7 protein-coding genes are annotated in these 13107 nt (G+C 49.4%); 6 read left to right on the top strand and 1 reads right to left on the bottom strand.

The window, feature by feature from the left end:
• Positions 1-111: 111 nt before the first annotated feature.
• Entirely contained in the window at positions 112-2106 is a 1995-nt protein-coding gene (locus tag ACTJJJ_RS20810) for a T9SS type A sorting domain-containing protein (RefSeq protein ID WP_440702904.1), read from the bottom strand.
• A gap of 249 nt (positions 2107-2355) precedes the next feature.
• Between ACTJJJ_RS20810 and ACTJJJ_RS20805 the strand changes: the two genes are divergently transcribed.
• The 6 genes from ACTJJJ_RS20805 to ACTJJJ_RS20780 all read left to right on the top strand — a co-directional run bounded on the left by ACTJJJ_RS20805 (position 2356) and on the right by ACTJJJ_RS20780 (position 13038).
• Positions 2356-4458: an HRDC domain-containing protein gene (locus ACTJJJ_RS20805; protein WP_440702903.1), complete on the top strand. Its 2103-nt coding sequence runs from the start codon at positions 2356-2358 to the stop codon at positions 4456-4458.
• A gap of 132 nt (positions 4459-4590) precedes the next feature.
• The gene (locus tag ACTJJJ_RS20800) at positions 4591-5517 is read left to right on the top strand and encodes a ketopantoate reductase family protein (protein WP_440702902.1); all 927 of its coding nucleotides are present in this window, start codon (positions 4591-4593) and stop codon (positions 5515-5517) included.
• Positions 5518-5630: 113 nt separating this feature from the next.
• Entirely contained in the window at positions 5631-6308 is a 678-nt protein-coding gene (locus ACTJJJ_RS20795) for an RNA polymerase sigma factor (RefSeq protein WP_440702901.1), read from the top strand.
• Positions 6309-6414: 106 nt separating this feature from the next.
• Positions 6415-7491, top strand: a complete 1077-nt coding sequence (locus ACTJJJ_RS20790; protein WP_440702900.1) for a FecR family protein — start codon at positions 6415-6417, stop codon at positions 7489-7491.
• A 218-nt stretch (positions 7492-7709) separates the two neighbouring features.
• A complete protein-coding gene (locus ACTJJJ_RS20785) occupies positions 7710-11282 on the top strand; it encodes a TonB-dependent receptor (RefSeq protein ID WP_440702899.1) in 3573 nt (1190 codons plus the stop codon).
• Positions 11283-11298: 16 nt separating this feature from the next.
• Positions 11299-13038 carry a RagB/SusD family nutrient uptake outer membrane protein gene (locus ACTJJJ_RS20780; RefSeq protein WP_440702898.1) on the top strand — a complete coding sequence of 580 codons (1740 nt, stop codon included), beginning with the start codon at positions 11299-11301 and terminating at the stop codon, positions 13036-13038.
• The last annotated feature ends 69 nt before the right edge of the window (positions 13039-13107 follow it).

Genomic DNA, 13107 nt, shown 5'->3' with positions numbered 1-13107 from the left:
TGATCTTTTTCGATGACCGGGCTTGTCCAAAAAGGGAATTTATTTGGTATGCCGCCCCAATCCCCGGATTTATTTCAAATTTGTAGAGACCACGGCGCTGATACTCCCGCGCTACCTTTTTATCACAAATTTCCGGTTAGTGCTTTCGCCATGGATATCCGTCACCTTGACAATATACACTCCGGCGGCGAGGGAAGAAATATCTGCTTCGCTTTTGCTCGCGTTTTCAAACCTATTTTCCTGTACGACCTTTCCAGTTACGCTTAATATCTGGTAATTCCTGAGGGGTACTTCGTTTTGGAAAACAATTTGGTCGAATGCCGGATTAGGGAAAATTCGCAGACCGCCCGGGCCAGCGAAATTCACCGATACTATCTTTGAATACGTGTAGGTTTCATCCGAATCGACCATTTTGAGCCGGTAAAGATTTTCGCCATGAACCGGGTTTTCGTGCCGGTAAGAATATTTTTTGGCTGTATTACTGGTGCCAGCTGAGCCTATTTTATGCAATGTTGCCCAGTTTTTTCCATCTGTTCCGTGCTGAACGTCGAAGTGATCGCTGTTGACTTCGTCCGAAGTTTGCCAGTTTAAGTCTACTACTTTTTCATTCAACCTTGCGGAAAAATCGACGAGTGTTACCGGGAATGCTATCGCGTTATCCATCGTGATGAAAAAACCGGAAAAGCCGGTAGTCCAAAAACTAATCCGCCAACAGTCCAGCTCATTGTCCCAGATTACTTTCGTTTCGGTATCAGCCAAATAGTCGGTGACCGCTCCCCCGGAATAATTACCGGGAGTTGCGGGTTGCGACAACGGCAGCCCGTGTGCCTGCCAAACCCTCAGGTTCGAAAACTTTTCCAGTTCCTCGGTCGAGTTGTTCGACGGCAATTTGACACTACTGTGTTCGTTAAAGGCATCAAACTCGGCTTGGGTGAAGTAGAGGCCGACTTGGTATTTGGCAGTTGGGGCAATGGCCTGGACAGGTTCAAAATCATAATGTCGCTGCAAATATGGCTGGCCCTTATACACACCAACTTGGGGCTCGACATTCACCTTTACAGTTATTTCCTTCCCTGAAAAGGAATCTATATAGTCATGTAAGGTTAAGAAGTAAGCAATTTGTTGACAGTCCTTTGACACCGAAGCATAAAGTGAGTTCGGAAATACGAAGGTTTGCGACGAGCTGGTGGCAGCGACAGCTGCCGGTGGATTTACTTTGTAATCGATATCAACATTCTGAGTACTGCACCCATCCTCATATCTGGCGCCGAAAAATGTATCTTTGTCGTTTACCGTGGATGAAATACTGGCACCTGTCCCAATGTTTTGGGGGGATCCCGATGCGCTTTTATGCCATTTTACCAATGCGGCATCGATTCCTACCCCGGTTGCCGTGAGATTGACTTTTGTCCACGGACAAAGAGGCTCGGATGGATCAGTTTCGGCAAGGATTTCCAGTGATCCAGAAACGCCGTTGGGGTAAATGGTAAATCTTTTGCCGCCCAGGCTTTCAATGCCTCCCACGGTGCAGGTGGCGCAAATAGACCGTGGAGTGGTCATCGGCGATAGTACCAGGGCTGTCAAACCGTTATATTCAGGCATGTAGCTTTTTATTTGATAGTTACCCTGCTGTTTAATGTAATACCATTTGATTGTTCCGGGACAGCTGGAGGAAGTAATTGTTATGGGCACATATTTACCAGCGCAGATGGGAAGTCCTGTGAGGACAGGCTCGGGGGACACTGTTTGCGCAGGAAGCACTGTCACTGTCACCACAGCTTTATATTCGCTGGACGCGTCTTCCGCAAAAATGTAAATAACAGTTCTTGGCTCAATTCCTGAATTCTGCAATGTAACCAACGATTCTCTGTCGCCCCCGGCGGTAGGTAACCCTTCGCCAAACCAAAAAAAAGGACTAATTCCGCCTGGGCCTCCCGCGAATCCACTCAGTCTTATGCTCTGACCGGCATATACCGTTGGAGCATTCGGATTAGGAAACGCAACGCCGGATGTGGGTTCAAGAGCTCTCGCATAAGTAATGGTTCCAAACGCGTGGGATGTGAGAGGGACAATGAATACGATGAGAATAAGAAGAGCTGTTTTCATGTATGTATAGATTGTTTATTTCTTCTAATTTATAATAAAATTTCAATAATATAACTGCTTGTAACTTATTAGTTATCTGACGGTTATTATTAAACAAGGGGACGGCGGCTGGAAGTCTTGGAACGTAGCCCCGGTACTTTCCGGTAGTGCACTCGTCTGCCCAAAGGTGTATGTTTCCTGGCTTGCTAAAAATCAGAAAAGTATTTCCGCGGACTTCGGATTCAGGTTAATTTGCAGTAAAAAACCGGCATGCAACTCGACATTCATCATCAAACTATCCTCGATTACCTGACACTGACCGATAAACCTATCTTTCTGACAGGAAGAGCGGGAACAGGTAAGACAACTTTTTTGCAACATATCCGTCTGAACCTGGCCAAAGAAATGGTCGTCGTCGCCCCGACGGCCGTGGCGGCCATTAATGCGGGAGGCGTTACGATACATTCTTTTTTCCAGGTTCCGCTGGGCCCGTTAACGCCTGGTGTACGCGGAAAGAGCCAGCCACAGCCAGCCATACGGTCTGTGAACCCGGAGAAAGAGAAAATGCTCCGGCGAATGCAGCTGTTGATCATCGATGAGATAAGTATGGTGCGCGCCGACACGCTGGACTACATAGACGCCCTTCTCAGGCTTACGAGGGCATCGGCAAGGCCCTTCGGAGGAGTGCAGTTGCTGATGATCGGCGATCCTTACCAGTTGCCGCCAGTTGCCAACAACGACTGGGATTTGCTAAGCCGCTTCTATAAAAGCCCGTATTTCTTTGATAGTCTGGTTTGGGGCTCGTCGGGCTTCCTGACCTTTGAGCTGTCGCGCGTTTACCGTCAAAGCGATCCCGTGTTTATCGACATCCTCAACAATGTCAGAAATGGTGAGGTAACGGAAGCGACGCTTTCTGCACTTAATGCACGGTACATTTCCCAGCCGGATTCTGAGCTCTCGGAATATGTTACACTTTCCACTCATAACAATAAGGTCAAGGAGATCAACCAGCAGCGGCTCGACGCGTTGCAGGCTCCCGAGCATCTGTTCAGCGCGACTATCTCCGCCGATTTCCCTTCCGAGGCGTATCCGGCCGAGAAGGAACTGGTTCTAAAAGAAGGAGCTCATGTGATGTTTATTAAAAACGATAGCTCTGGTAAAAAGCAATACTACAACGGGCGGGCCGCGCGGGTCTCGCGGATCGACAACGGGCGTGTTCATGTCACATTTATCGATGATGCCTCCGACTTTGTTGTAAGTGCGGAAATCTGGCAGAATGTGAAATATACGCTATCGGAGACCGAGGGGAAAATCAGCGAATCCAGCGCGGGAACATTCACGCAGTTGCCGTTGAGACTGTCCTGGGCTGTAACCGTTCATAAAAGCCAGGGCCTGACCTTCGACAAGCTGGTGGTCGACGTCCGCACCGCATTTGCGCCCGGGCAGGTGTATGTGGCCCTGAGCCGATGCCGCTCGCTGGATGGGCTTGTGCTGCTTCAACCGGTCAGTTCAGCCAGTGTTATGGTGGCCCCCGCAGTGAAAGCATTTATGCAAAATGCCTCGATTAACGCGTACGATGGCTCGGGCCTGGCTGCGCAGCGGCATGACAGCCTCAGGGAGGCGGTGATAGATCTGTTCGATTTTTCAATCCTGGCGGAGTCCTGGGAACAGGTGTCAGGGTTTATCAGAGGAAATGAGCTGCTTGATGGGCTTGTCCGGCAGAAGACCGACGCTGTATCGAAATGGATTAATATTGACTTGATAAAGGTCTCAGCCAGCTTTCGCAGGCAAGAGTTATTGGCGCTCCTGGATTCTTCTCAGGGGCGGAGCGCGCCAGCCTTGCCCGAAAGACTGACCAAGGCCATCGGCTATTTCTTTTTCAAACTCAATGAAGTCATGCAGGAAATAGGCGAATTGCTCGCTCAATGCGATCGGCGCGCATTGGACCCTGACTTCCATTTGTCCGCGGCGCGGCTAAGGCATAGCATCGGGCTGAAAACGGGAATCTTTTTGATGTTGTCCGAAACCAGGAGCCTCGATGAATTGGTTTCAACGGCCGCAAAGGCGCTGAGCGATTATCGGTCTGATAAAAGCGAGACCAAGCCGGTGGCGAGCGGCAAAAAGCAGCCAAAAGTCGATGCGGCGCTCTTCGATAAATTGCTTGAATGGCGCGCCGGTATTGCCGGTCAGCGAAACGTACAGCCATATACGATCGTGTCGGATGCCGTCTTAACTCAGGTGGCGCAGAAAATGCCGGGCACATTAACCCAATTATCCCAAATCAAAAATTTCGGACAAGCGAAAGCCGCGGATTTCGGGCGGGATATTATTCGCATTATTCTGGCAAGTAATGGGACCAGTCAGCTTTTTTAGTTTTTTTGAGCTGACAGGCTTTTTGCTAGAAACTGTTATTGTTTAAAATAACAAAACTGCATCTGTTATTGCGGCGTTTCGTTCTTCAATTTTGTAACGAACAGAAATAGTAACCAAACAATGGATTCGAATATGGAACACATTTACATCGTCGGTTTGGGTGCGATCAGCAGAGCGCTGGCAGTTTTTCTTAGACTGTCCGGCAAAAGGGTTACGATTATCAGAGGTAGCCTCAACGACGGAAGCCATAAATCAGCCCATTTTTCAGCGCGGATGCCGGATGGAACGGTGTTGGAAGCCGAGGTTACCGTGGCCGCTCTAAACACATTTTCAGCGATCGATGGGATCATTGTGGTGGCCAGCAAGTCTTACGCAAACAAACAGCTTGCCATTGATTTGAAAGAAAAGATCGGCAATTCTCCGATTGTACTTTTGCAAAACGGTCTGGGTGTCGAGCAGCCTTTCGTCGCACAGAATTTTCAGGAAATATACCGAGCCGTTCTTTTCGTGACCAGCCAGGTGATAGACGATGCGACTGTCCAGTTCAAGCCTGTCGCTGCCTGTCCCGTCGGTATTGAACGCGGGAGCATGGATAACCTCGGTAAGATCGTAAGCCAGCTGACCACACCACAATTTATTTTCGAAAGCAAAGCGCATCTGAAGAACATTATCTGGAAAAAGGTCATCATCAACTGTGTGTTCAATTCTGTATGCCCTTTATTGGAAGTTGACAACGGCATCTTTTCCCGCAGCCCGCACGCGATGCAAATCGCACGCAGGATTATTTCGGAATGCCTTTTCATTGCACATCAGAAAGAAATATGGCTAGTTCAAAAAGACATCGAAGACAGTTTGCTGGAAATCAGCATTGCCTCAGACGGCCAGCTGATTTCGACTTTGCAGGACATTCGCCGCCAGCGGAATACCGAGATTGATACTTTGAACCTGGAAATCGCGCGGATGGCCGAAGGGCTGGGCAAAAGCGAAGCGGTGCGCGAAACCAAGCTGCTGGGAGAGCTGACGAAAATGAAAGCTCAAATCTGCCTTTCCGGCCGATAGAATAATTGTACAGGCTACAATTATTATTAAAATAATTCTGATATTTACAAAATTATTCCTAAAACCAACCGAGACACAACGACACAGGCCAGGCTCTTGCCTTAGGGACAGGTATGCACCTGAATTTAGCAGGCCAGGAGCCTTTCCCGGATTGCAGCGATGATAATTTTAAAGGATATTTCAACAGGATGTCTGAGCAGGAGAAAGAATTGTGGAAAGCTTTTCAAGGCGGCAGCAAGGATGCCTTTGAAGAGATCTTGCGTATTTTTTATCGTCCTATGTTCGATTATGGTTTTAGGTTTCAAAGGGATCACGACCAGCTGAGTGACGACATTCACGACCTGTTTTTAAGCCTGTGGGACCGCCGCGCGTTCCTGACGCCGACCGCTAATTTGAAACTCTATCTGTTCAGCGCATTACGGAACCAGATATGGCGGGCGAAGAAAAGACTGTCGTTGACCCAAGAGCTTCCGGACGAGGAGGATGAGAGCCCTTTTGAGGAAACCGACGATGCGGAAACCCGGATTATCCGCGTGGAAGTGACCGAGCAGCAACTTTCCAGGATCGACTTTGTCATGTTAAAGCTCACGAAACGCCAGCAGGAAATTCTGCACCTGCGTTTTTTTGAGAACCTGTCTAATTCCCAGATAGCCGAGGTGCTAAACATTTCGGAGCCTGCGGTATATAATCTGCTGTCCCTCTCGCTCAAACTTTTTCGCAGCTACTGGAAGGCCTGTTTCAATGCTTTACTGTTTTTATTGTTGATTTGTAAGTTTTTTAATATCAGCTAGTTACTTTGATTCTGTGATTTTGCCGTAAAATAATTCATATTTTTTGATGAGATAATAACACAACGTTTACCATATGAGTACAAGCAATTCCTAATTGTGCTTAGATATGGATAAATATAATCATTACAATATTGATTTTTTTCTCGCGGATGACCAGTTTGTGGAATGGGTGCATTCGGGGGAACCCATTCAGGGAACGCGCTGGGAAATGCTGATGAACTCGGATCCCGCCGCCGGGGCCGAAATGGAACAAGCCAGGCTGCTGATCCTGGAATGGAAACACCTGCCGTCACAACTTTCGGATCAAAAGCTTTCGGATAACATCCAGCGGATCATGACGAGCGTCGATGGACGGGACGAAATCAGCACACCTTTTTATGCTGCAGTTGGTATTTGGTATAAAATCGCTGCCGTTTTGTTGCTCACCGTTGGGTTGGCATGGCTGCTGACAAGGAAAAATAGCAGCACAAAGGATTACACTTACGAGAAACTTACGGCAGGATCCGGATCAGAGCTGGTTGAAATCGCAAACGACCGCAATGCCGACCATGAGGTCGCGCTTCCCGACGGTAGTAAGATAACACTCTCGAAAGGCAGCCGGATCAGTTATTCGAAACACTTGCTGGGTGACTCCACCCGGGATGTCTATTTGAAGGGAGACGCTTTCTTTTCAGTAGCGAAGGATAAAAAACACCCCTTTCTGGTTTACACCGGCGGACTCGTAACGCGTGTGGTGGGTACGAGTTTTAAGATTTCCTCCCGCGGCGCCGATGTTTCCGTGGCTGTGAAATCGGGCAGGGTTGCCGTGTACAGGATGCAGGAATCTGAAAATGATCAAAAAGAAGGCCTTTTGCTGGTACCAAACCAGAAGGCGGAGTATATCAGTGAAAAGAACTTGATTTCTAAAAAACTGGTGGAAAATCCGGTCGTTCTGCAGGGCCAGGAGGAAACACTTAGCTTCGACTACGTAGAATTGCCCGTCTCCAAAATATTCGAATCGCTGGAAAAAGCGTACGGGATCAGGATTATTTACGACGTAGAGACTTTCGGCAACTGCAATATTACTATTCCATTCAGGGAAGAGCCTTTTTTTACCAAACTCGACATCATTTGCCGGACTATACAGGCCAAATATGTCGTCTCGGGTAACGAAGTGGTGATTTCAGGAGCAGGCTGCAACTAAGACCTTGTTCAACTAAATCAATTGGATATGCAAATAAAAACTACTTAAAAAAAGCCGGCGATGTGTCCAGCATCACCGACTATGTTTAACTCCCCATTTTCTCGCGTTCAACGAAGCTCTCAGGAAAGAGTCAGGGGAAGGTTTTATCTAAAAGTTTCAAAAACCCGTGTCAAATTATGAAAAAAAGAATTTGGTGGCATCACTGTGCCTATTTAATTATGAAAATCAGCGTCCCGTTCGTGTTGATACTGTTGCTGGCAGGGATGAGCCACGCAAGAACTGGCCTTGCGCAGGAAATGCTTAACCGAAAGGTGAGTATTGAGGCAGAAAACATGGAGCTTAAAGTCGTCCTGAACAAGATATCGAAATCCACAAAGGTCCGTTTTTCCTATGTGGTCGGTGTGGTGAGTAACCGAAAGGTGAGTATCTCGGTCAAAAACGGAAGATTGGAGGAAGTGCTGGAAAGGCTGCTTGTACCGCTACGTATAGGGTATTCCGTTGCCGATGATTTTATCATTTTAAGTAAAGAACCTGATCCGGCACCGTTAAAAACGGGGTCGCATGAAATGGATGCTTCCCAATCGTCCGAATACCGGGCCACGGTTTCCGAAAGGTCGGTTTCGGGGCAGGTCCAGGCCGAAAACGGGGAGAAATTACCGGGTGTCAATATCACGATAAAGGGAACGACTACCGGTACTTCTACGGATGCCAACGGCCATTACTCACTGGTTGTGCCCATGGATAATGCTGTTTTGGTATTCTCATTCGTGGGGTTCGCATCGCAGCAAATACAGGTAGACGGCCGGTCGAAAATCGATGTAACGCTGCTGGTCGACAATAAGGCGCTGGAAGAGGTGGTAGTGGTTGGGTATGGTGAGCAAAAGAAGGAAACATTGACCGGCGCCGTTTCTTCAATCGATTCGAAAGTTTTTCAGGACCGCGGCGTCGTTTCGAATCCGTTGGCTGCCTTGCAAGGACAGGTACCGGGTGTGATCGTGACCCGCAGCTCGGCAGCGCCGGGGCAGGAGGGCTGGAATTTCCAGATCAGGGGCGCCGCTTCTTCCAATGGCTCCGAACCTTTGATTATTGTAGATGGCATTCCCCTCGTCAATTCAAGCGCATTGAACTCCATTAACCCACAGGACATAGACAATATCTCCTTTTTGAAAGACGCCTCGGCGGCGATTTATGGCGCTCGCGCGGCAGGGGGCGTGGTGTTGGTCACTACCAAAAGGGCTAAGTCAGGGAAAGCGACCATCCAGTACAATGGCTCGGTATCGCAAAAAAGGATGGGTTTACGGCCTTCCTTTCTGAATGGGGACCAATATGGTAAATATTTGCTGGAAGCTATCTCCAATGCCTCCACAGGCGGAGTGCCGGACGAAAACTGGATTTGGACCAAGTACGCCAGGGCGTGGATCAACAGACCTGCCAGCGGGTACATCGATAAAAATACCCCCGAATATATTGCGGGCGGTGAAACGATCGGATTTACGGATGTTAAAGATTATACGTTCTTCGATACCAATCCGATCGATCTTTTGTGGGGAAACGGCCGGGCTGTCTCCAACCAGCATGACCTGAGCCTGGCTGCCCGCAATGAAAACCTGGGCTACCGGTTGTCTTTTGGTTATCTCAATGACGGCAGTATGCTCAAATGGGGCGAAAATTCCAGCAAACGCTACAATACCCGCCTGGCTTTCGATTACACTTTTTCTCCGCGTTTTAAACTGGAAACCAATATCTCGCTCGAAAAAAACGACGTGATCGTACCAAGTCGTCAGGGGGAAATCAACTTCGGTTCGCAGCCCGGATTCCCGGTAGCGACGGTCAATGGCAAGCCTTACGCATGGGGCACGCAGCCCGCCCGGAACTGGCTGCTCGAATTGGGCGGAGAGAATAAGACCCTGAACAACCGGGTGTTTGTGAATACGAAACTGGAATTCAATGTCGCCAAACATCTGAACCTCGTTGCGCAGGCCGGGTACAACTGGGCAGCGACGGAGGGCAAGAACCAGTACAAATACATTTCGGAGATCTATAACTATACGGAAAGCTACCAGTATCAGGCCAATCCTTCACAGGCGCAATCCTGGTACGAGCGCTCGCTGAGAAAGGATGCCTATTTCAATACCAATGCTTTTCTGGAATACAAGAAGGTGTTGAACAACAGCCATAATATCAGCGTGTTGGTAGGAGGTAATTATGAACGGGATGAATTCAACTATTTTTCCAGCCGCACAGGATACCTGGCGAGCAACGATGTGCCTGCGCTTGGCCTGAGCCTGGGCGACAACACCACCCGCTCGAACGTCGAAGTGGCTAACCACTGGGCGATCGCATCCGCATTCGGCCGTTTCAATTACTCTTTTAAGGATAAATACCTGTTCGAAGCGAATGCCCGCTATGATGGCTCTTCCAAATTCGACGCAGCCAACAGGTGGAAATTCTACTCGGGAGTTTCGGCTGGATGGCGGATCACCCAGGAAAACTTCATGAAGGATGTCAAGCTTTTGGATGAACTGAAACTGCGCGGGTCCATTGGTACCGTGGGAAACCAAACCGGGATCGGGCTTTATGACTATATCCAGCTGACGAACCTCAGCAACGCAGGTGCTATCCTGGGAGGCTATACCTCACGCTCGGTTACCGCCGCGCCCTCGGACACCCTCGTAAGCCTGAACCGGACCTGGGAAACCATCCGCAACTCCAATATCGGTGTCGACTTTGCATTGCTCAACCACAGGCTGACGGGCAGTTTCGATTATTTCTGGAAAAAGAACAAGAATATGCTGCTGCCCCAAACCTACGCCGCTGTGCTGGGCGCCGTAGCCCCGACGGCCAACATCGGCCAGCTGAAAGTGTGGGGATGGGAAATGTCCCTGGGCTGGCGCGATAAGATCGGAAGCGTTTCCTACCACATCAACGGTACCCTTACCGACAATAGCAACAAACTCGTGAATTACGGCGGAAATAATATCGTTGCTGCCGGTAAAAACAAAATCGAAGGATATGCGCTGGATTCTTACTTCGGATTGAAATATGCTGGCCGTATTCAAACGGATGATGAAGCAGCGGCTTATGCAGGGCTCGTGCCGGGAAGCAGTATCACGAACATGCCGGGAGCTACGCAGATGATCAGGGGAATCAATATGTACCAGGATATCAACGGCGACGGCAAGCTGACCAACGCCGGGGCCAACCAGTACCTGCTCGGGAAAAAAGACGCGAGCGGCAAACCAGTCGCGGATGGCGACGTAGTTTATCTCGGCAGGAGCGACCCCCGCTATGTTTTTGCCTTCAATATGGGTGCCGAATGGAAGGGCTTTGATTTCTCTGCGGTCTTTCAAGGGGTAGGACAACGAAAGATCTACCGTCGCTCCGACTGGAGTACGCCCTTCGGTACGATCTGGCAAGGCCATGCCGACTGGTGGGTGGGCAAAACCTGGACGCCCGAAAACACAAACGCTGAATTACCAATCCTGACCACGGCCACCAACAAGGGATTCGGGAACTATGCCAGCTACAATTATCAGATCTCAAACTGGTCCATGCAAAACGGGGCTTATGTGAGATTAAAGAATATCGTGCTCGGCTACACGCTTCCCCAGCCACTGACCAGACGGGCGAAAATTGAAAAACTGCGGGTGTATTTTTCAGGTAGCGACCTCTGGGAGCTGACCAAGGTAAAGGATAAGTGGGACCCGGAACAGACCGACAGAGTCGACGGCGGGGCGCAACGCTACCCATTCTACCGGCTGTTGACTTTTGGTGTAAACGTTACATTCTAATCCGAGAAACTGAAATATGAAAAAGCAACTATATAACCACCTGATCATTGCATTGGTGACGGCTGCATGCATTGCAGTACCCTCGGGCTGCAAGGATGCCCTGGACCTGCAACCGCTCGACCGTGTGTCGGACGTTTCCTTCTGGCAGGAGGCTACGGAGTTTAAACTGGCGACTAACAAATTCTATGACTACTTGCGCTCCTTTAACAACGGTAACGGGGATGGGCACAGCGGGTCCGATCTGGGCGCCGACCGGGGCTCTTTTGCAAGAGGCACCAATACGATCGTTTCCAATGACGGCAACTATAACGATGCCTACAAATGGATACACAACATCAATTACATGTTGGAAAAAGCAAAAGACTTCAAAAGCCCGGATCAGATCAAGACCTACGTGGCTGAGGCGAAATTCTTTCGTGCATATGTTTACTTTGACAAACTGCTTACTTCCTACGGAGGCGTAATCCTGATCAAAGATGTGCTCACCACGGAATCTCCCGAGTTGAAGGCCGCACGCAGCACCCGCGACGAAACCATCGATTTCATTATCCAGGACCTGGAAGAAGCGATTGCGGACCTGCCTTTGGAAAGCGATATTACGGCCGTCGATAAAGGGCGTGTGAGCAAAGGTGCGGCACAGGCCTTCTTGGGAAGGGTGTGCTTATACGAAGGCACGTGGTTGAAGTTCAGGAACCAAAATGCCACAAGAGCCAATGCATTGCTGGATAAATCGATCAGCAATAGTAATACGGTGATTACCAGCAATGCTTACTCGCTGTTCAAGCCACAAGCTTTGGGCGATTCAGCGCTGAAATACTTGTTTATTCTTGAAAACCAGAAATCTAATCCTGCCAATATCACCAAGTCTGCCAACCAGGAGTACATTCTGGCGGTTCGTTATGAGTCGAACAACCTGCTCAAAACGATCCCTAACCAGATTTCTTTCGGAGCATTGGGGGCAGATATGAGCCGCGTTATGGCAGATATGTACCTGTCCGCTGACGGTTTGCCGATCGGTAAAACGAAGCTGCCGTTCAGTCGCGCCACGCTGAAATCCGAATTTGCCAACCGCGACAACCGGATGCGCTACTTTATGATGGTGCCCGGTTACCGGTACTGGCAAAATGCCACGAACTGGCATATCAACTGGGACTGGAGTGCCACCGATTTAAAGAATGCACGCCTGCCCCACGATCCATGGAGCAATGATATAACGGGTTACAGCAACCAGCAATGGGCGGCAGAAAGGCAAGTCCCCAACTCGCAGGAAGGATACGACTACCCGGTCATCCGTTTGGCAGAGGTGTATCTCAATTATGCAGAAGCCGTGTACGAAAGAACCGGATCCATCAGTGATGAGGATCTGGATAAGTCCCTTAACCTGGTCCGCAGCCGCGTAAACAGCACCATGCCGAAGCTCAGCAATGCCTTTGCTACCGCCAACGGATTGAAAATGCAGGAAGAAATACGCCGCGAGCGAGCTGTGGAATTGCAGGGGGACGGCCTTCGGATGGACGATCTGAAGCGTTGGTATATTGCGCACACCGAATTGGCCAAGCCTGTCCTTGGCGTTCGTTGGGCTGGTACCGAATACGCCACCAAATACACGACCAACCCCCCGGCGTTGACGGCCGAAGGCGACGTGATCGCCGATCCGGTTAATGAGCGTAAATTCACCGAGAAAAATTACCTGATCCCGCTGCCTACAAACCAGTTACAGCTGAACCCTAATCTGGTTCAAAATCCCGGCTGGTAATAACTGCTTTCCTCGCTTCGAAAATTATAGTACCAAGGATACCTTCCTGACGGGGTTGGCGGATATTTC

Origin of the sequence: Dyadobacter sp. 22481, assembly GCF_052044875.1 — a bacterium.
GTDB classification, from domain to species: Bacteria; Bacteroidota; Bacteroidia; order Cytophagales; family Spirosomataceae; genus Dyadobacter; species Dyadobacter endophyticus.
The sequence above is the reverse complement of the archived record's forward strand: the minus strand, read 5'-3'. Positions and strand labels throughout refer to the sequence as shown.

Bases quoted from the DNA above. Each gene is read 5' to 3' on its own strand.
- ACTJJJ_RS20785 (WP_440702899.1), top strand. From the start codon at position 7,710: ATGAAAATCAGCGTCCCGTTCGTGTTGATACTGTTGCTGGCAGGGATG.
- ACTJJJ_RS20800 (WP_440702902.1), top strand. From the start codon at position 4,591: ATGGAACACATTTACATCGTCGGTTTGGGTGCGATCAGCAGAGCGCTG.
- ACTJJJ_RS20810 (WP_440702904.1), bottom strand. From the start codon at position 2,106: ATGAAAACAGCTCTTCTTATTCTCATCGTATTCATTGTCCCTCTCACA.
- ACTJJJ_RS20790 (WP_440702900.1), top strand. From the start codon at position 6,415: ATGGATAAATATAATCATTACAATATTGATTTTTTTCTCGCGGATGAC.
- ACTJJJ_RS20795 (WP_440702901.1), top strand. From the start codon at position 5,631: ATGCACCTGAATTTAGCAGGCCAGGAGCCTTTCCCGGATTGCAGCGAT.
- ACTJJJ_RS20805 (WP_440702903.1), top strand. From the start codon at position 2,356: ATGCAACTCGACATTCATCATCAAACTATCCTCGATTACCTGACACTG.
- ACTJJJ_RS20780 (WP_440702898.1), top strand. From the start codon at position 11,299: ATGAAAAAGCAACTATATAACCACCTGATCATTGCATTGGTGACGGCT.